Origin of the sequence: Microbacterium sp. TPU 3598, from assembly GCF_002356155.1 — a bacterium.
Lineage (GTDB): Bacteria > Actinomycetota > Actinomycetes > Actinomycetales > Microbacteriaceae > Microbacterium > Microbacterium maritypicum_A.
In genome coordinates this window covers 3,519,436-3,537,010 of the sequence record NZ_AP017975.1, presented here as the reverse complement: position 1 = coordinate 3,537,010, position 17,575 = coordinate 3,519,436, and the positions used below count along the sequence as shown (strand labels likewise).

The following is a 17,575-nucleotide window of genomic DNA, read 5'->3' as shown; positions in this document are numbered from 1 at the left end:
CTAGACTCTTCGTATGGCTCAGCGGAACACCTGGCAGCGCGAACGTGTGCGCGAAGCACTCGCCGACGCGCGCGGATTCGTGAGCGCGCAGAGCCTGCACGCCGCGCTGCGCGACGACAACACCGGCATCGGCCTCGCCACCGTCTACCGTGCGCTGGCCGGACTCGCCGCCTCCGGAGACGCCGACTCGCTGCAGAGTCCCGAGGGCGAGGCGCTGTACCGCGCCTGCACCACGCAGGGCCACCATCACCACCTCATCTGCCGATCCTGCGGTCTGACCGTCGAGATCGAGGCCAAGGACGTCGAGCAGTGGGCGCACCGCACCGCGGCACTGCACGGCTTCACCGAGGCCGCCCACGTGGTCGACATCTTCGGGCTGTGCACCCCGTGTGCGAACAAGCGCGACGCCGAGAGGGCCGCGTCCGCGTGAGCTCCTCGGCAGCAACGGCGACCCGTCACGGCCACTCCCATCGCCCGGCGCCCTCGCCGCGATCGGCATGGATCGGCGTCGGCCTGGGCGCTGCCATCATCGCCGCGCTCTTCCTGATCGATGCCTTCCTGCCGACGCTGTTCCCCGCCTCGCTGCCCACCCGCGCGCAGGACGGTCTCACCCTCGCGCTGAGTGTGCTCATCGAAGCCCTGCCGTTCGTCATCCTCGGCGTGCTGCTCTCGATCGTCGTGCAGGTGTGGCTCCCGGCCGATGCGATCCACCGCTGGCTGCCGAAGCGCGCGTGGGCCCGCCGTGCGGTGCTGTCGCTGTTGGGCATGCTGATCCCGGTGTGCGAGTGCGGCAACGTGCCCTTCGCCCGTGGCCTCATGATGCGCGGCCTCGCGCCGGCCGAAGCGATGACGTTCCTCATCGCCGCGCCGATCGTGAACCCGATCGTGATCCTCACCACGCACGCCGCTTTCGGCTGGGACGGTGGGATCCTCGTCGCCCGGCTCGTGGGCGGCTACCTCATCGCGAACCTCATCGGCTGGATCTACAGCCGCCACCCCGACCCGGACGGCATGCTCACCCAGCGCTTCGTCGACACCTGCGAGCTGGTCACCCACGAACCGGGCACGCCGGTGCGCCGCAGTCTCACCCAGTTCCTGATCGAGCTGCGCGCCGTCATGCCTGCACTCGTGATCGGCTCGGCGCTCGCCGGGGCCGTGCAGGTACTGATCCCGCGCGAGTGGCTGCTCGCGATCGGGTCGAACCCGGTGCTGTCGATCGTCGCCATGATGGCGCTCGCGATGACGGTGGCCATCTGCTCGAACGTCGATGCGTTCTTCGCGCTCTCGTTCGCCTCGACGTTCTCGTCCGGCGCCCTCGTCGCCTTCCTGCTCGTCGGTCCACTCGTCGACATCAAGATGCTGGCGCTCATGCGCACCACGTTCACCGCGCGCACGCTCGTCGGGATCGTCGGCATCGTGCTCGCCTCGGCTTTCGCGATCGGTATCGGGGTGAACGTCCTTGTCTGAGCAGACGGCGCGGTCCGAGCAGACCGCCACCCGCATACGTGCACTCGGCACCCGCTGGCTGGGTGTGGGGCTCGCGACCGTCATCTCGGTCGTCACCCTCGGCCTCGGTCTCACGGGGCGTCTCAACCTCTACATCAGCCCGGAGTCGGTGTGGTTCGCCTGCACCGCCGCGGTCGTGACTCTGGCCGGAGCGATCTGGTCGTGCACCCTCCCGTTGGGGGAGGAGAGCGACCACGGCCACGACCACGGGCCTGTGCCCGCTCCCGCAGTCCACGGTGATCACGACGGTGCGGATCACGACGGTGCGGATCACGACGGTGCGGATCACGACGGTGCTGATCACGATGGTGCCCCGGCCTCCTCTCGCCGCGCGCTCGCCGGAGTCGCGGCCGTCGCCGGCGGAGTCATCGCCTCGGGTGTCGTCGTGGCGGGTCTCGTCCTGCCGCCGGCCTCCCTGTCGGTCGAGCTCGCGATGTCGCGCGCGGGAGAGCAGAGCGCATTGTTCGCCGGCGCGGACTCGGTCGCTCTCGGCGTGGCCGACACGTCGACGTTCGGCGTCGGCGACTGGGCGAGTGTCTTCACGGCGGCGACGAACACGGCCGCCTACGACGGCGCCGCGGTGAAGCTCACGGGCTTCGTGACGCCGGGCGCGTCGGGAGACGACGGTGTGAACCTGACCCGTCTGGTCATCACGCATTGCGTGATCGATGCGCAGACCGCCGTTCTGCCCGTCGATGTGAAGCCCGACGAGTACGCGACCGGCCAATGGGTCGAGATCACCGGCACCGTGCGCGCGGATGCCGACGGCAAGCTCCGCATCGAGCCGACCGATGTCGTCGCGATCGATGAGCCGGGAGACCCCTATGAGTACTGACGACGAGCGCCCAGAGGTGCCCGCCGTCCCGCGCACCCGCGCGGAGATGCGTGCAGCGCGAGAAGCTGCCGAAGCGGCGGAGGCCGAGCGGATCGACCGCGCGGTGGCGTCTGCCGACCATGTCGCACCGCCCGCCGACCAGCCCACCCCGGCCGATCGGCCGGGCGATCAGCAACCTGCCGGTGCAGACGAAGCGGCTGCGCGCGAGGCGGCTGCGCGTGAAGCCGCTGCTCGTGAAGCCGCGGTCCGTGAGGCAGGTGACCGTGAGGTCGCGGAGCAGGAGGCCGCCGCCCGCAAGATGGCCGCCTTCGAGGCTGCGGCGCGCGAGGATGCGGAGGCGACCGCTCTTCCGCCCGTCCCCCTCGCGACCGAACCCGTGTTCGTCGGCGCCGCACCGGAACCCGTCGTCGAGAGCGCGGTGGCCGGTGCAGCGGCCGGTGCGGCGGCACAGGACGCGACAGCGGACCCGTATGCGCCGCCGATCCCCCGCGCCGCCGCCGAGCGCCGGGTCCCGCCCCCGCCGGGGAGCCGACGCCGGTTCGTGCTCACGGTTGCCGCGGTCCTCGGGGTGCTCGTCGTCGTCGGGACGGGGTTGGGCATCGCCAGCCTCCTTCAGGGCCCGCGCATCAGCGATGTGCAGGTCGATGCGGCACAGGCGATCGAATCGTCCGGCAGCCGCGTGATCCTCACTGCGAACCAGGCACTCGCCGACATCGACCCGGCGCAGGTCACGGTCGAGCCGGAGGTGCCCTTCACGGTGGATGCCTCGGGGCGCGGCGTGGGCGTGCGATTCACGGTCCCGCTCGACGACTCGACCGAGTACACGGTCCGTGTCGCCGATGTGGTCGGTGCCGGCGGTGGCCCGAAGACGACGCTGACCACGAGCTTCACGACGCCGCCGTCGAACATCTTCCTGCTGCGTCGCGATGTCGCGGGCAAGGACAAGATCTTCCTCACCGACCTCAGCGGCGAGAAGGCCGTCCCGGTCTTCGAGCACGACAAGATCAACGACTTCCGCGCGACCTCCACGCAGCTCGTGGTGTCGGTCGAGGAGGACGACGGGTCCCGCCTGCTCGTGATGGACCGCGACGGCAAGAACCAGCGCGAGCTCACTCTTCCCGGTGAGGGATACGTGGGCGCGATCCAGGTCTCCGAACGCGGCGGCCTCGTCGGCTACAGCTACTCCGACAAGGAGCTCAGCGACACCGAGGGGCGTGCGAGCGTGCTGGTCACCCAGTCGCTGAGCGGCGATGACGACCCGCAGATCATCGAGGTCGCCGGCGCCGAGGCGAGCGTCTTCGTCTGGCAGTTCGTGCCCGACAGCGCAGCCGTGCTGTTCATCGACTTCGACGGAGCCCTCTCGCTCGTCGACCGTTCGACCGACACGGGTGTGCAGTCCCTCGGCCTCGCGGCCACCATCCAGGGGATCTCCCGCGGCACCTACACGGCGATCGTCGAACGGCTCGACGGGGCCGTGGTCGAACTCAACCTCGCAGACGGGTCGGAGCAGCCGCTCGCGGCATCCGATCCCGACTACGGGACGGCGAGCTCGATCACGCCGTATCCCGGTGGCACGTTGCGCCACGTGATCGCTCGCGACGACGAGGGGCTGCCGATCGGACAGGTGGTCGTGCGCGTCAACGACGACGGCGCGGCGACCCCGCTGGTCGAGGTCGGATCCACGGACTCGATCCTGCAGGCCTGCGCGTCGCCGAGCGGCCAGTACGCCGCCGTCGTCGTCGCTCCCGACCTGGCGAACAACGCCTACGACGGGATGCTGCTGCCGCTGCCCGAGAACGTCGAGACCCACCTGATCGACATGGCTTCCGGCAAGGAGATCGTCGCCCTCACCGGCTTCGACGCCTCGTGGTGCCAGACGGCTCCGCGCTTCTGAGATGACGGACGGTTCCGACCTCCTCCGCGGCGTCGACCTGCCGCACGAAAGCCTGCGCCGTGCCGTCCGTGCAGACCTGAGCGCCTCTGCGGTCGACGTCGCACCGCGCCTGCTCGGAGGCGAGCTGCGCACGGTCGTCACGATCGGGAGCGACTCCGTTCCCGTCGAGGTGCGGTTGCGCATCACGGAGGTCGAGGCATACCACGGGCAGGGCACGGGCGAGATCCCCGATCCGGGTTCTCATGCGCGCATGGGGCGCACGGCCCGCAACTCCACGATGTGGGGCGAGCCGGGCCACCTGTACGTGTACTTGAGCCACGGCATCCACTCGTGCGTGAACGTCGTGTGCGGCCCTGAAGGGCAGGGCGACGGCGTGCTGCTCCGGGCGGGCGAGATCGTGAGCGGCACGGAGGCGGCGGCCCTCCGACGTGGCGTCGCGCTTCCCCTTCGGCGCACGACGCTGCGGGACCTCGCCCGCGGGCCGGGTCGTCTCGGACAGGCAGTGGGATTGCGGCATCCCATGCACGACGGGATCGACGCGATCACGGGTGGGGAGCGTCGCGGAGCACGAGCCGAGCTGTGGCTGGGTCCGCAGCGGGACGACGTGGCCAGCGGTCCGCGCGTCGGTGTCGCCGGCGTCGCCGGGACCGCGGCTTTCCCGTGGCGCTTCTGGATCGACGCGGACCCGACGGTGTCGCCGTTCCGATGGGGCAGGGGCGCGGCCGAGGCTGCTGCCGAACTCGCTTCGGGGGAGCCGGGATCGACCGCGTCGGCGCCCGTGCTAAACTGACTCTTTGTCTGCGCACACTCCTGTGCGCAGTTCGCGTGCTTCCCCTTCTGCGGCCGAGAGATCGGCGGGTCGTGGTTGCGTGCAGACAAGGGATCTTGGGTGGGGCCGTCCGGCCTCACGGTATAGAAGGAGTCACATCATGGCAGCAGTGTGCCAGGTGACCGGAGCTGTTCCCGGCTTCGGACACAATGTCTCGCACTCGCACCGCCGGACGAAGCGCCGCTTCGACCCGAACGTGCAGAAGAAGACGTATTTCGTTCCCTCGCTCGGTCGTAAGATCACGCTCAACGTGTCCGCCAAGGGCATCAAGGTGATCGACGTCCGTGGCATCGAGAACGTGGTCAAGGACCTCCAGGCGAAGGGTGTGAAGCTCTAATGGCCAAGAAGGCTCAGGACGTACGTCCGATCATCAAGCTGCGTTCGACGGCAGGTACGGGATACACGTACGTGACCAAGAAGAACCGCCGCAACACCCCCGACCGCCTCGTGCTCAAGAAGTACGACCCGGTCATCCGTCAGCACGTCGAATTCCGAGAGGAGCGTTGATCAATGGCTAAGAAGAGCAAGATCGCTCGCAACGAGCAGCGCAAGGTCATCGTCGAGCGTTACGCCGAGCGTCGCGCCGAGCTGAAGAAGACCCTGGTCGACCCGAACGCCACCGACGAGGCCCGCGAGGCCGCTCGCGTCGGCCTGCAGAAGCTGCCGCGCAACGCGTCGCCGGCTCGCGTGCGTTCGCGCGACGTCATCGACGGCCGCCCCCGCGGTGTCCTCACGAAGTTCGGCATCTCGCGTGTCCGCTTCCGTGACATGGCGCATCGTGGCGAGCTGCCCGGCGTGACCAAGTCGAGCTGGTAAGTCTCAGCAGACAGCCGAAAGGGGCGAGGATCTTCGGATCCTCGCCCCTTTCGCGTCCCCACCCTCACGTTCGCTCCGCGCCTGCGTCTCCTGTCTCTGTCTCCTGTCTCCTGTCTCCTGTCTCCTGTCTCCTGTCTCTGTCTCTGTCTCCTGTCTCCTGTCTCCTGTCTCCTGAAGCGCCACGCGAAGGGCGGACTTCTCGCTGATAGGCGGACTTCGGTGATGGGGTTCGCCGCCCATCACGAGGAAGTCCGCCCGAAGACTGCCCCTGCACAGCGAGTAGCCACTGCTAAGGAGTCAACAGAGGGCGGATCTGTGGCGCTGCGGGGCCGTCGAGGCGCGGCAGGCTCGAGGCATGGATGTCGTGCGCGCCCTCACAGCCAGGAACGGGATCGCGCGGGTCGTCACTATGCGCCGAGCGGGGGTCACCGAGCACGCGCTGCGGCAAGCGGTGCGCGCAGGGGCGGTGGTCTCGGTGTGCCGGGGGTGGGTGGGACTCCCCGGTGCGGACCCGATGCTCGTCGCGGCGGCGAAGCGAGGAGTCGTGCTCAGTTGCGTCACCGTTGCCGCGCGGAAGGATCTGTGGGTGACGGCCGTATCGCGACCGCACCTGGCGGCACCCCCGAAGTCCGGTCACGCGAAGGATGCTCGTGGGGTCGTGCACTGGAGCCGGCCGATCTTCCCTCGAGATCCGGATCTGCTCGAGGACTCGATCGAGAACGCGCTCGTGCTCGTGGCGCGCTGTCAGCCATATGAAGATGCGCTCGCGACCTGGGAGTCCGCGATGCGGGCAGGGGCCGTGGACCACGACGTGCTCGAACGGGCACCCCTGCCGCCGGCGGCGAGGCGGCTCCTGGGCGACGCCCGTCCCTTCGCCGACGCGGGGACGGAGACCATCTTCCGCACGCGGATGGCATGGCTGGACCTGCCGATCACGCCGCAGGTCTGGATCATCGGGCACCGAGTGGACTTCTTGATCGGCGAACGACTCGTCGTGCAGATCGACGGTCAGCATCATGTCGGAACCCAACGCACGAGCGATATCGCGCACGACGCCGAGCTGATGCTCCGCGGCTATCACGTGATCCGCATCGGCTACGACCAGCTCATGAACCACTGGGCGGACGTGCAGAGCCTGATCCTGGCTGCGATCGCTCAGCGCCTCCATCTTGCGCGCTGATCCCCGCACCTCTGCACTCCGCGACGGGCGGAGAACTCCCCGTCGGGCGGAGCCTCTCGGGAACATCCTCCGCCCATCGGCGAGAACTCCTCCCCACACGGGGTGTGGAGGTGTGGGGGGTGGGGGTGTGGGGGACGGGGAGGACCGCGTCGCGCCGACTTTCGCGCGCACGTCCAGCGCCGTGATCAAGGCGCACCGGCCCCGTTGAGGGCCTTGGTTTCTGTGACTGGAGTGACAAAAGTGACGCGACACGCCCAGTAATTGCCCAAAACCCGCGAAATGACGCGGAAATGAGGGTGGTGGTTGGTACATTCGAGGCGGTCGCTAGACCAGGAGCACCCGCTCCGATACCCACAACGATGCGACGGGATCTCGTCGCTGGAGGATGACATGGCTGACAAGTCCATCACCAAGACCGAGCTCGTCGCGAGCATCGCAAGCGCCACGGGCCAGAGCCAGGCCACCGTCTCCGGTGTCCTCGACTCGCTGTTCGCCACGGTCTCCGACGCTGTTGCCAAGGGCAGCAAGGTCTCCATCCCGGGCTGGATCTCCTTCGAGCAGGTCGACACCGCTGCTCGCACGGGCCGCAACCCGCAGACCGGCGCCGAGATCAAGATCCCGGCCGGCAAGCGCGTCAAGGTGACCGCTGGTTCCAAGCTCAAGGCTGCCGTCAAGTAATTCGACCGCACCTCTTCGAAGGCCGCTCCCGTTCCGACGGGAGCGGCCTTCGTGCTTTCTCACCGCCGGTCGCGCCTAGGCTGGAGGGGTGAGTTCCCGCAGCGAGTCGACGAGTCGGATTTCGGCGTATCGAATCGCGGGAATCGTCATCCTCCTGCTCGCCGCGATGGCAGCCCTCGTGCTGGCGCTGCTCGTCGGCGGAGGCGCCAAGCCGCCGCTCCTGCAGGATCCGGGGCCGTTCGTGCTCTGGGGCACGCCGATCGCCAAGCTCGTCATGAACATCTCGGGCGCGGTCATGCTCGGCTCGCTCGTGCTCGCGCTGTTCGGACTGCGCGCGGGGGACCGATCATTCGATGCCGCCCTGAACATCGCCTCGGTGGGAGCGGCCGTGTTCACGGTTTCCGCGGGTCTCGCCGGCTTTCTCGCCTTCATGGCCGCCTTCAACCCGAAGCTCAGCATCGAACGCGAGTTCGGCACGCAGCTCGGTCGATTCCTGCTGGAGCTGCCGCTGGGGCAGTCCTGGCTCATCACCACCATCTTCGGTGCGATCATCACGGTGCTGGCGTTCGCGTGGCGTTCGTGGACACCCACACTGATCACGGCCCTCCTCGCCGCCGCATCCTTCCTCCCGCTCGCGACTCAGGGCCATGCCGGCGACCTCGCCGGGCACAACATGGCCGTCAACTCGATCCTGTTGCACACGATCGGCGCCGCCGTCTGGCTCGGCGGTCTCCTGCTCCTGGTCCTGCTGCGCGGACGAGCCGATGTCGACACCGCGCAACTCGTCGGGCGCTACTCGTCGCTCGCGATCGCCGCTTTCGCCGTGGTCTCCGTGTCGGGCGTCACCCGGTCCATCGTCGCCGTCGGCAGCTGGGATGCGCTGTGGGCGACGCCCTACGGCTGGATCGTGCTGGCCAAGGTCGCGCTCCTGGGAGGAATGGGGCTGCTGGGGGCCTGGTACCGCGCCCGCCTGATCCCCAAGCTCTCCGGTCAGCGCGCGGCCGGCTGGTTCTGGCTCCTCGTGCTGTGCGAGGTCGCGCTGATGGGTCTCGCCTCGGGTGCTGCCGCCGCACTCGCACGCACACCTCCCCCCACCGGGGAGGTCGCCGCGTTCGCCCAGACCCCCGCGCAGATCCTCACCGGCTCGACGCTGCCGCCGGAACTGACGATAGAGCGCTGGTTCACTGCCTGGGACTTCGACGTGCTCTGGCTCGTCGCCGCCGGCTTCGGACTGTTCCTCTATCTGGCAGGAGTGCGGCGGCTGCGACTGCGCGGCGACCGCTGGCCGATCCATCGCACCGTGTTCTGGGTGCTCGGCATGCTGATGCTCGTCTGGGTGACCAGCGGGCCGCTCAACGCCTACCAGGAATACCTCTTCAGCATCCACATGATGGGCCACATGATGCTGTCGATGGCGATCCCGCTGCTGATGGTGTCCGGTGCCCCCATCACCCTCGCCCTGCGTGCGATCCACAAACGCGACGACGGGACCCGAGGCGGTCGCGAGTGGATCATGTGGGCCGTGCACTCGCCCTTCGCCCGCGTCGTGACGCACCCGTTCGTGGCGGCGGCGATCTTCATCCTGTCGCTCTGGGCGTTCTACTTCACCGACCTCGTGCGCTGGTCCATGTACGAGCACCTCGGCCATGAGTGGATGATCATCCACTTCCTGATCTCGGGCTACCTCTTCGTGATGAGCCTGATCGGCGCCGACCCGGTGCCCTACCGTCTGCCCTACCCCGGTCGTCTGATCACCCTGATCGCGGTGATGGCGATGCACGCCTTCTTCGGCATCGCGATCATGATGCAGGAGGGGCTCATGGTGGCCGACTGGTTCGGATCGATGGGCCGTGACTGGGGCGTGGACCCGCTGCAGGATCAGTACGTGGGTGGCGGCATCGCCTGGTCGATCGGCGAGATCCCCACGCTCATCCTCGCGATCACGGTCGCGATCCAGTGGAGTCGCAGCGACACCAAGCTGCAGCGCCGCGCGGACCGGCACGCCGATCGCACGGGAGACGCCGAGCTCGAGGAGTACAACGCCAAGCTGGCTGCCCTCGCCGAGCGCGACGAGCGGGAGCAGCGCGCAGGCCGCTGAGGCCGGCTCGCTCGGGCGTCAGCCGACGGGCTGCTCTCCGGGGGAGCCGATCCTGATCGACGCGGTGCCGTCGGGAAGGATCGCGATCGTTCCCGTGAGCTGGAAGGGGACGTCTTCCGACAGCGGCTGGGTCTTGCCGTCGAACAGCGACTTGATGTCGACGTCGACGTGAGCGACCGCATCCGTCGTCGGGATCTGCCACTGCCCGCCGTCGGGGGTGACCGTGACCCGTGGCTGGGTCGCGATCGACCACTTCGGAGCCGAGGCGAGGCGGTTCGTGACCCGCAGGCCGAACGGGCAGGCCGTCGGCTGCAGCACCTCCTGCGTCGTGCACTCGGTGAGGAAAGCCTCGACGCGCTCCTGCACCACGTCGATGAACTCGTCGGTCGGCTCGGTCTGCACATCGAGCGGCGTGACGGCGAGGGGGGTGTCGGCGAGCACTCCGTGGCCGGAGGCCGTCGATATGGGGGTGTCCACCGTGATCGCATACAATCCGGGGGTGAACACCAGCAGCGGCAGCGGGTCGAGGGGGACGGCATCGGCGCCGTCGATCGACACCTGACGCCGATCGACCTCGAACCCGTTCACGGCGAACTTGTCCGCACCGCGAACCGTGAGATCCACGACGGCCAGGGGGCTCGTCGTGAAACGCCAATGGGGGGTGACTCCCGCCCATCCGTCCTGTTCGATCAGGAACGTACTGGTCCCGGGGTGGCCGCTCGCCTGGTAGCTGACGGTGACGGCGGTGCCGCCGTCTGCGGGCTTCTCCGACGTCACCGTCACGTCGGTCAGAGGCGCGAGCGCGGCGCGGCGGAGCATCGCCTCGGATGCCGCGGGGTCGATGCCCGCGGCATCGAGTGTCTCGCGGTCGATCGCGACCCCGGGAACACGCAGCGCGTCAGCGGCGCGACCGGAGGAGAGCAGGTCGAGGTAGCGGACCACGAACGCCGACGGCCCGTAGAACTGCTGATACAGCGTGACGCCACCGGCTCCGAGTGCGGCGACGAGCATCATGCCGACGACAGCGAGCATCGCCAGGTCGACCCCCAGGCGCGCGCGCCGGGGCGCGCTCGCACGTGCCCGGTCCATGGCGTCAGTCTAGGAGGGCGTCCTGGGGGGACGCCGAGCGTCGGCGGGCGTGCGCGGATGCCGGGCCGTAGCATGGACGAGCGCCCTGTCCGCCCGCTGCCCCTGTGAGAACCGTGTCCCTTCCCGCCCTGTCCGAGGAGCAGCAAGAGCTGTTCCGCCTCATCGAGGACACCGGCGAGCACGTCTTCATCACCGGTCGAGCCGGGACCGGCAAGTCGACCCTCCTGCAGCATTTCGCGTGGAACACGAAGAAGCAGATCGCCATCTGCGCGCCCACGGGCGTGGCGGCGCTCAACGTCGAGGGGCAGACGATCCACTCGCTGTTCCGCCTGCCGATCGGTCTGATCGGGGACGCCGACATCGATCAGAACGACGCGACCCGTCGCATCCTGAACGCCATCGAGACGCTCGTGATCGATGAGATCTCGATGGTCAACGCGGATCTGATGGATGCGATCGACCGCTCCCTTCGCCAGGCGCGGGGGCGCAGGGGCGAGCCGTTCGGCGGCGTGCAGGTCGTCATGTTCGGAGACCCCTACCAGCTGGCGCCCGTGCCGCCCCGCGGCGATGAGGCCCGCTACGTGCAGGACCACTACCGCTCGTTCTGGTTCTTCGATGCGAAGGTGTGGGCAGGGACCGGCGGCGGTACCGGCGAGTCCGATCAGGGCGGACTCTTCGCGGTCGACTCGCGGGCCGAACTGCACGTGCGCGAACTCGTGCAGATCCACCGCCAGTCCGACGACGGGTTCAAGGCCATGCTGAACGCCGTGCGCTACGGACGGGTCACCGCCGAGATCGCCGGGGTGCTGAACGCCCAGGGAGCGCGGACCCCACCGGCCCCGGAGCCGGGGGAGGTGCCGATGATCACGCTCGCGACCCGCAACGACATCGTGAACAGCATCAACAGTCGTCACCTGGCCGCATTGCCGGGCAAGGAGCAGACCGCACGTGCCGAGGTGAGCGGAGACTTCGGGCGGGGCGAGGCCGCGCTCCCCGCCGAGTCGGAGCTGAAGCTGAAGGTCGGAGCGCAGGTCATGTTCCTGCGCAACGACACCGCGATGTCGGGGGAGCCGCCGCGGTGGGTCAACGGCACCATCGGGACGGTCGTACGCATCCTCGGCAGCGCTGTGCGTGTCGACATCGACGGCGAGGAGGTCGACGTCGAACCGGCCGTGTGGGAACGGTTCCGATACGCGTACGACCAGAACACCAAGAAGCTCTCCCGTGACGTGGTCGCGGAGTTCACCCAGTTCCCGTTGCGCTTGGCGTGGGCGGTCACGATCCACAAGTCGCAGGGCAAGACCTACGAGCGGGCGATCATCGACCTCGGCTCCGGGGCGTTCGCGCCCGGGCAGACCTACGTCGCTCTCAGTCGGCTGACCTCGCTCGACGGCCTCTACCTGTCGCGCGCGCTGCGACCCCGTGACATCCGGGTGGACGAAGACGTGCGTCGATTCATGCGTGACGCCTGGCTCGCGGCGTCGACCCCGGAGCTGCCGAAGGGCTGAGCCCCCGGCTCGGGTGCAGACTCAGGCAGCGGCGCGCGCGCGGTCGAGGTCTTCGAACAGCTCGGTGTTGAAACGGTAGGCGAGGAGCACCTCGTCGATCACGCGCTCGCGCTCGGCATCGTCCCAGGGAGCGGCGTCGAGCTGCTCGCGGTACACGTCCTTGAAGGCGGCCGGATCGGCGATGTCGTCGAACAGGTAGAAGCCGATGCCGTTGGTCTCGAAGCCGAAGCGGCGTGCCATCACGCGTCCGATGAAGATGCCTCCGGAGAGGTCGCCGAGGTAGCGGGTGTAGTGGTGGGCGACGAAACCGCCGGCCCACGTGGCGCCCACCTGACGGATGCGGTCGACGTAACGCTGCGTGGTGGGCAGCGCGACGATCCGCTCACGCCAGTCGGCACCGAGCAGGAACTCGAGGTCGGCTTCGAGCGCGGGCAGGCGCGTGAGCTTGTCGGTGATGAAGACCGAGGCGACCGGATCCTGGCGCATGCGCTCGCCGGCGCCCTCGAGGGCCTCGTAGATGAAGTAGTGCTGTGCGACGAGGGAGATGTAGTCCTCGCGCGATCCCTCGCCCTTCAGGAGGTCGGACATGAAGCCGGCGGTCTCGCTGCGGGAGTGCGATCCGGACGAACGCTCGCGCAGGGCGGCGGAGAAGGAGAGGATCTCGGGCATGAGGCCAGTGTAAGGGTTACCTAACCCCGGAGGGAAGCCGGATCCGTCAGGCGTGCGGGCGAGGTTCGACGCCGAGCCGGGCGCAGGCGGCGTCGTACAGCGCCACGACCTCACGGCGCACCGAGGGGCGGTCGTCGATCGGGCCGCCGGGCCACGGCACGCGCAACTCGGTGACGGCGCCGTCGCGCGTGATCTCCCACAGCCCGCCGTCCCCGTCGAAGCCGGTCATGATCGATGCGGTGATCTCCGCATCCGACGGCTCCGCGAACGCCCGGGCGATGAGGATGTTGTCATCGGTGTGGTCGCCGTTCATGTGGCGGAGGACGGCGGTGATCACGTCGGCATCGAAGGTGTGGGGCATGACGACAACCTTATGCGGGGCTCGACGTCTGCTCCGGGGCCGACTTTCAGCATCGGCGCTCTAGACTCGGGAGACACGTCTTCGGGGGTTCTTTCCATGCAGCTTCTCTCGTCGCGCCGGTGGCGCGCCGCAACGGCCACGGCGGCCGTGCTCGCTCTCGTTCTCACCGGATGCTCTTCCGAGGAGTCCTTCTCGTACACGCCCCCCGCTCAGGTCGACGGGGCGCTCCCCGATGACACGGTCGCCGCGATGCAGGCCGCCGTCGACAACGCCCTCGTCGCGTCGGGTGCGTCGGGCGCGATCGTCGGTGTCTGGGCGCCGTGGAGCGGGAGCTGGGTGGCCGGCATCGGCACGCAGGACCGCGAGGGCGGAGCCGAGGTGTCGACCGACATGTCCTTCCGCATCGCCGATGTGACCCGTCTGATGACGTGCGACGTGCTCTATGCCCTCGCCGACCGCGATGTGGTCGAACTCGATGCGAACGTCGCGGACTACGTCTCGGGTGTCGCCGACATGCGAGACGAGGGCATCACCCTCCTCGACCTGTGCAACGGCACCAGTGGGGCGGGATCCTCCGAGGGAACCGTCAAGTCGGCGTGGCTGAACACCCCCGACCGGGTCTGGTCTCCTCTGGAGCTGGCCGGTTTCGGCCTGGCGCGTGACCGCGTCGCCCCCCACACCACCTTCCGCGACTCGGATGCCGGCTACCTCCTGCTGGGGCTGGCCCTCGAACGCGCCTCGGGGATGACCGCCTCCGAGCTGATCGCCGAATACGTCACCGAGCCCCTCGGGCTCCCGGACACTTCGCTGCCGAGCCCGACCCCTGCGCCGCCGGGAACCGGAGCGGTACTGAACGGTCATTTCCTCAACGCCGTCGAAGGCGGGTTCGACTGCGCCGCCCCCGTCGACATCACGAAGCTGTCGTCCAGCTCGGGCTTCACCGACTCCGGTGTCGTGTCGACCATCACCGACCTGGGGCGCTACGCACAGGCGGAGGCGCAGCAGGCGCTGCGCACCAAGGAGAAGCCGGACCGCTTCGGTGAGCCGCTCCCGGCTGCCGACGGAGCCGAGTCCTGGTTCCAGGCCACGGGCGGTGCCTACCTCGTGGGATCGATGATCGGTCAGCACGGCTGGACGCCCGGATACGCCACGGCGGCGTACTCCGACCCTGCCACCGGGTTCACCGTGGCCGTCGTGCTCAACGACTCGACGGCCGGGGCGCAGTTCGCCCAGCAGCTCTCGTGGGAACTCGCCGCCATCGCCTCGAAAGCGCCGGCCGCTGCGGGGCAGACCGCGCCCGAGTTCGGCCTTCCGTTCACGGCCGAGCAGTACCACCAGGCGATCGCCGATACCGCGATCCCCTGCGTGGCCCCGCCCGCCGCGCAGTGATCCCGCTCTGACCGACAGGAACGCGAAGGGGCGACGATGGCGATCATCGACAATGCGATCTACGTGGATGGCGTCCGCACCGAGAATCCGGTGACCCTCAGCGAGACCTTCGAGCGCATGCGGGAGCGCGGCGGCATGGGGTGGATCGGGCTCTATCGGCCGAGCGAGGAGGAGATCCGCGCGGTCGCGGACGAGTTCGGCATCCATGCGCTCGTCGTGGAGGACGCCCTCTCCGGTCACCAGCGCGCCAAGCTCGAACGCTACGGCGAGGTGCTGTTCATGGTGCTGAGGCCGGCGCGTTATCTCGACGACGTCGAGGAGGTCGAGTTCGGCGAGGTGCACGTGCTCGTCGGCCCCGACTTCGTCGTGACGATCAGGCATGCGGAGTCACCGGACCTCGCGCGCGTCCGCCGACGGCTGGAGGCCGACCCCGCCCTCCTCGCCCGTGGTCCCGAGGCCGTGATGTACGCGATCCTCGATGAGGTCGTCGACGAGTACACGCCCGTCCTCGCCGGGCTCGAGAACGACATCGACGAGATCGAGAGCCAGCTGTTCGAGGAGAACACCGACGCCACCCAGCGCATCTACGACCTGGGGCGGGAGGTCATCGACTTCCAGCGGGCCACGCAGCCGCTGTCGGGCATGCTGGAGGCCCTGCTGCGCGGGTCGGACAAGTACCAGGTGACCGAAGAGCTGCAGCGGTATCTCCGCGACGTGCTGGATCACACCCTGCGCGTCAGTGACCGCGCCACGACGTTCCGCACCGTCCTCGACAACGCGCTCACCGTCGAGTCGACGATCGTCGCGCGTCGCCAGAACGAGGAGATGCGGCGGATGACGGAGCTCAGCATCCGTCAGAACGACGAGGTCAAGAAGATCTCGGGATGGGCGGCGATCCTGTTCGCCCCGACGCTCGTCGGCACGATCTACGGCATGAACTTCGATCACATGCCCGAGCTGCACTGGCTTCTCGGTTACCCGATGGCGGTCGGGATGATGATCGCGCTGGGCTTCGGGCTCTACGCGGCCTTCAAGCGCAAGGGCTGGCTCTAGAGCCGGGCCGCGCGTCAGTCCTCGGAATCGGCCTCGGAATCGGCCTCGGGCATTCCGGGACCGGGCCCCGGACGCACCGGTGCCCCCGGCGCGATGTCGATGCGGGTGTTGCCGTCGTGCTCACTGACCTCGACGCGGGGTGCGGCGTCGGCCTCGGTGGCGTCCGGTGCGGACGTCAGCTGATCGTGCCGCTTCTCCGCGCTCGTCATCTCGTCGGCGGACGTGTGCTCAGGCGTGCTCATGATTCTCCTTCTGGTCGTGGACGGGCTCGCCGTCGGGGCGGGCGTTCTTCTTCTCCGAATGCTTCCTGCCCCAGCGCGCCAGCACGTACAGCACGCCTCCGACGGCGAGCAGTATCGCGCCGAACAGCCAGACGGCCGGTCGCTGCTGGGTGAGCAGCAGCAGGCAGGAACCGATGCCGAGCACGGGGACGAAGGTCCACACGCGGAAGTGATCGTTGTCGACGCGGTCGCGACGCAGTACCAGCACGGACACGTTGACGCTGAGGAAGACGACGAGGAGGAGCAGGACCACCGTCTCGGCGAGCGTCGCCAGATCGCCGACGAGCGTCAGCCCCATCGCCACGAGGGTGGTGGTGAGGATCGCGACCCAGGGGGTCTTCCGCTTCGGGAGCACGCGGCCGAGGGCGGCGGGCAGCAGGCCCTGCTCGGCCATGCCGTAGGTGAGACGGCTGACCATGATCATCGTCAGCAGTGCGCCGTTGGCGACCGCGACGAGCGCGATGAGGCTGAACAGCCAGGAGGGGATGCTGACGCCGGTGGCTTCGACCACGGCGAGCAGGGGACCGCTCGACTCCTGCAGTTCTGCAGGTGGGAGGGCGATCGAGCTCGCCAGACCGACGAGCACGTAGACCGCTCCGGCCGTGAACAGGGCGCCGAAGAGGGCACGAGGGTACGTCCGGCGCGGATCCTTCACCTCTTCGATCATGTTCGCAGACGTCTCGAACCCGACGAACGAGTAGTAGGCGATGACGGCACCGGACAGCACTGCGACGGCGACGCTCGTCCCTTCCGGCGCCTCCGCGACACGGGAGACGTCGCCGCCTCCGCCGCCCACGAAGACCGCGACCACGGCGATCACGATGACCAGGCCGCTCAGCTCGATCGCGGTCATCACGAGGTTCGCGCCCATGGATTCGCGGATGCCGCGGGCGTTCAGGAGGCCGACCAGGGCGAGGAAGGCGATCGCGACCGGGATCGTCGGCAGATCCAGGAACGTGCCCAGGTAGTCGCCCGCGAACGCGATGGCGAGGCCGGCCGCACTCGTGACTCCTGCGGCGAGCATGCTGAATCCCACCAGGAACGACACCAGCGGACTGTGGAATGCGCGCTCCGCGAAGACGGCGGCTCCTCCGGCGCGCGGATACTTCGTGACGAGTTCCGCATAGGAACCCGCCGTGAGCATGGCGAGCAGCAGCGCCAGGAGCAGAGGCGCCCACAGCATCCCGCCCACCTTCTCGGAGAGCACCCCCATCAGGGCGTAGATGCCTGCGCCCAGCACGTCCCCGAGGATGAACGCGAACAGGAGGGGACCGGTGATCGCCCTCCGCAGCCGGGTCGAGGTCTCGGCGGCGGGCGCGGTCTCCGTGGTCATCCTCGAACGGTACGGGGAAGGGCGAAGAGCGGCCATGGGGTTGACATCGCTCGCCC

19 protein-coding genes are annotated in these 17,575 nt (G+C 68.8%); 14 read left to right on the top strand and 5 right to left on the bottom strand.

The window, feature by feature from the left end:
* Positions 1–13: 13 nt before the first annotated feature.
* The 11 genes from MST3598_RS16890 (at position 14) to MST3598_RS16840 (ending at position 9,836) form a co-directional block, all read left to right on the top strand.
* A complete protein-coding gene (locus tag MST3598_RS16890; protein ID WP_021201611.1) occupies positions 14–430 on the top strand; it encodes a Fur family transcriptional regulator in 417 nt (138 codons plus the stop codon).
* Complete coding sequence (locus MST3598_RS16885; protein ID WP_021201612.1) at positions 427–1,467, top strand: permease; 1,041 nt, start codon at positions 427–429, stop codon at positions 1,465–1,467. Before MST3598_RS16890 ends, MST3598_RS16885 begins: the two co-directional genes overlap by 4 nt.
* Positions 1,460–2,341 (top strand): TIGR03943 family putative permease subunit, encoded by an 882-nt coding sequence (locus tag MST3598_RS16880; RefSeq protein ID WP_231924893.1) that lies wholly within the window; start codon positions 1,460–1,462, stop codon positions 2,339–2,341. The genes MST3598_RS16885 and MST3598_RS16880 overlap by 8 nt, the downstream gene beginning before the upstream one ends.
* Positions 2,331–4,235 carry a hypothetical protein gene (locus tag MST3598_RS16875; RefSeq protein ID WP_231924892.1) on the top strand — a complete coding sequence of 635 codons (1,905 nt, stop codon included), beginning with the start codon at positions 2,331–2,333 and terminating at the stop codon, positions 4,233–4,235. Before MST3598_RS16880 ends, MST3598_RS16875 begins: the two co-directional genes overlap by 11 nt.
* 1 nt (position 4,236) lies before the next feature.
* Positions 4,237–5,025: a DNA-3-methyladenine glycosylase gene (locus tag MST3598_RS16870; protein ID WP_051667794.1), complete on the top strand. Its 789-nt coding sequence runs from the start codon at positions 4,237–4,239 to the stop codon at positions 5,023–5,025.
* A gap of 139 nt (positions 5,026–5,164) precedes the next feature.
* On the top strand, positions 5,165–5,401 hold the full coding sequence (gene rpmB / locus MST3598_RS16865) for a 50S ribosomal protein L28 (RefSeq protein ID WP_017203559.1): 237 nt from the start codon (positions 5,165–5,167) through the stop codon (positions 5,399–5,401).
* The gene (rpmG, locus tag MST3598_RS16860; RefSeq protein WP_017203558.1) at positions 5,401–5,571 is read left to right on the top strand and encodes a 50S ribosomal protein L33; all 171 of its coding nucleotides are present in this window, start codon (positions 5,401–5,403) and stop codon (positions 5,569–5,571) included. Before rpmB ends, rpmG begins: the two co-directional genes overlap by 1 nt.
* Before the next feature lie 3 nt (positions 5,572–5,574).
* Positions 5,575–5,880: a 30S ribosomal protein S14 gene (rpsN, locus tag MST3598_RS16855; RefSeq protein WP_017829734.1), complete on the top strand. Its 306-nt coding sequence runs from the start codon at positions 5,575–5,577 to the stop codon at positions 5,878–5,880.
* Between the two features lie 355 nt (positions 5,881–6,235).
* The gene (locus tag MST3598_RS16850) at positions 6,236–7,060 is read left to right on the top strand and encodes an endonuclease domain-containing protein (protein WP_029259399.1); all 825 of its coding nucleotides are present in this window, start codon (positions 6,236–6,238) and stop codon (positions 7,058–7,060) included.
* Positions 7,061–7,450: 390 nt separating this feature from the next.
* Entirely contained in the window at positions 7,451–7,738 is a 288-nt protein-coding gene (locus tag MST3598_RS16845; protein WP_017203554.1) for an HU family DNA-binding protein, read from the top strand.
* A gap of 166 nt (positions 7,739–7,904) precedes the next feature.
* Positions 7,905–9,836: a cytochrome c oxidase assembly protein gene (locus MST3598_RS16840; RefSeq protein ID WP_096359724.1), complete on the top strand. Its 1,932-nt coding sequence runs from the start codon at positions 7,905–7,907 to the stop codon at positions 9,834–9,836.
* A gap of 18 nt (positions 9,837–9,854) precedes the next feature.
* Here MST3598_RS16840 and MST3598_RS16835 read toward each other — a convergent pair whose 3' ends face one another.
* Positions 9,855–10,925, bottom strand: coding sequence for a hypothetical protein (locus tag MST3598_RS16835; RefSeq protein ID WP_021201618.1), 1,071 nt, complete (start codon positions 10,923–10,925; stop codon positions 9,855–9,857).
* 113 nt (positions 10,926–11,038) lie between these two features.
* Here MST3598_RS16835 and MST3598_RS16830 point away from each other — a divergent pair, with 113 nt between their 5' ends.
* A complete protein-coding gene (locus MST3598_RS16830; protein ID WP_029259397.1) occupies positions 11,039–12,433 on the top strand; it encodes an ATP-dependent DNA helicase in 1,395 nt (464 codons plus the stop codon).
* A 21-nt stretch (positions 12,434–12,454) separates the two neighbouring features.
* Here MST3598_RS16830 and MST3598_RS16825 read toward each other — a convergent pair whose 3' ends face one another.
* Positions 12,455–13,102: a biliverdin-producing heme oxygenase gene (locus MST3598_RS16825; protein ID WP_021201620.1), complete on the bottom strand. Its 648-nt coding sequence runs from the start codon at positions 13,100–13,102 to the stop codon at positions 12,455–12,457.
* Positions 13,103–13,148: 46 nt separating this feature from the next.
* Positions 13,149–13,463: a DUF2470 domain-containing protein gene (locus MST3598_RS16820; RefSeq protein WP_021201621.1), complete on the bottom strand. Its 315-nt coding sequence runs from the start codon at positions 13,461–13,463 to the stop codon at positions 13,149–13,151.
* 96 nt (positions 13,464–13,559) lie between these two features.
* Here MST3598_RS16820 and MST3598_RS16815 point away from each other — a divergent pair, with 96 nt between their 5' ends.
* Together MST3598_RS16815 and corA are read left to right on the top strand one after the other, a co-directional pair.
* Positions 13,560–14,852, top strand: a complete 1,293-nt coding sequence (locus MST3598_RS16815; RefSeq protein ID WP_029259396.1) for a serine hydrolase domain-containing protein — start codon at positions 13,560–13,562, stop codon at positions 14,850–14,852.
* 36 nt (positions 14,853–14,888) lie between these two features.
* Positions 14,889–15,905: a magnesium/cobalt transporter CorA gene (gene corA, locus MST3598_RS16810; protein WP_021201623.1), complete on the top strand. Its 1,017-nt coding sequence runs from the start codon at positions 14,889–14,891 to the stop codon at positions 15,903–15,905.
* Positions 15,906–15,919: 14 nt separating this feature from the next.
* Here corA and MST3598_RS16805 read toward each other — a convergent pair whose 3' ends face one another.
* The gene (locus MST3598_RS16805; RefSeq protein ID WP_021201624.1) at positions 15,920–16,147 is read right to left on the bottom strand and encodes a hypothetical protein; all 228 of its coding nucleotides are present in this window, start codon (positions 16,145–16,147) and stop codon (positions 15,920–15,922) included.
* Entirely contained in the window at positions 16,134–17,519 is a 1,386-nt protein-coding gene (locus tag MST3598_RS16800) for an APC family permease (RefSeq protein ID WP_029259395.1), read from the bottom strand. The genes MST3598_RS16805 and MST3598_RS16800 overlap by 14 nt, the downstream gene beginning before the upstream one ends.
* Between the last annotated feature and the right edge of the window lie 56 nt (positions 17,520–17,575).

Excerpts from the sequence above, each read along its gene's own strand:
- MST3598_RS16890 (WP_021201611.1), top strand. The coding sequence starts at position 14 with ATGGCTCAGCGGAACACCTGGCAGCGCGAACGTGTGCGCGAAGCACTC.
- MST3598_RS16875 (WP_231924892.1), top strand. The coding sequence starts at position 2,331 with ATGAGTACTGACGACGAGCGCCCAGAGGTGCCCGCCGTCCCGCGCACC.
- MST3598_RS16870 (WP_051667794.1), top strand. The coding sequence starts at position 4,237 with ATGACGGACGGTTCCGACCTCCTCCGCGGCGTCGACCTGCCGCACGAA.
- rpmB (WP_017203559.1), top strand. The coding sequence starts at position 5,165 with ATGGCAGCAGTGTGCCAGGTGACCGGAGCTGTTCCCGGCTTCGGACAC.
- rpmG (WP_017203558.1), top strand. The coding sequence starts at position 5,401 with ATGGCCAAGAAGGCTCAGGACGTACGTCCGATCATCAAGCTGCGTTCG.
- rpsN (WP_017829734.1), top strand. The coding sequence starts at position 5,575 with ATGGCTAAGAAGAGCAAGATCGCTCGCAACGAGCAGCGCAAGGTCATC.
- MST3598_RS16850 (WP_029259399.1), top strand. The coding sequence starts at position 6,236 with ATGGATGTCGTGCGCGCCCTCACAGCCAGGAACGGGATCGCGCGGGTC.
- MST3598_RS16845 (WP_017203554.1), top strand. The coding sequence starts at position 7,451 with ATGGCTGACAAGTCCATCACCAAGACCGAGCTCGTCGCGAGCATCGCA.
- MST3598_RS16840 (WP_096359724.1), top strand. The coding sequence starts at position 7,905 with ATGGCAGCCCTCGTGCTGGCGCTGCTCGTCGGCGGAGGCGCCAAGCCG.
- MST3598_RS16835 (WP_021201618.1), bottom strand. The coding sequence starts at position 10,925 with ATGGACCGGGCACGTGCGAGCGCGCCCCGGCGCGCGCGCCTGGGGGTC.
- MST3598_RS16825 (WP_021201620.1), bottom strand. The coding sequence starts at position 13,102 with ATGCCCGAGATCCTCTCCTTCTCCGCCGCCCTGCGCGAGCGTTCGTCC.
- MST3598_RS16820 (WP_021201621.1), bottom strand. The coding sequence starts at position 13,463 with ATGCCCCACACCTTCGATGCCGACGTGATCACCGCCGTCCTCCGCCAC.
- MST3598_RS16815 (WP_029259396.1), top strand. The coding sequence starts at position 13,560 with ATGCAGCTTCTCTCGTCGCGCCGGTGGCGCGCCGCAACGGCCACGGCG.
- corA (WP_021201623.1), top strand. The coding sequence starts at position 14,889 with ATGGCGATCATCGACAATGCGATCTACGTGGATGGCGTCCGCACCGAG.
- MST3598_RS16805 (WP_021201624.1), bottom strand. The coding sequence starts at position 16,147 with ATGAGCACGCCTGAGCACACGTCCGCCGACGAGATGACGAGCGCGGAG.
- MST3598_RS16800 (WP_029259395.1), bottom strand. The coding sequence starts at position 17,519 with ATGACCACGGAGACCGCGCCCGCCGCCGAGACCTCGACCCGGCTGCGG.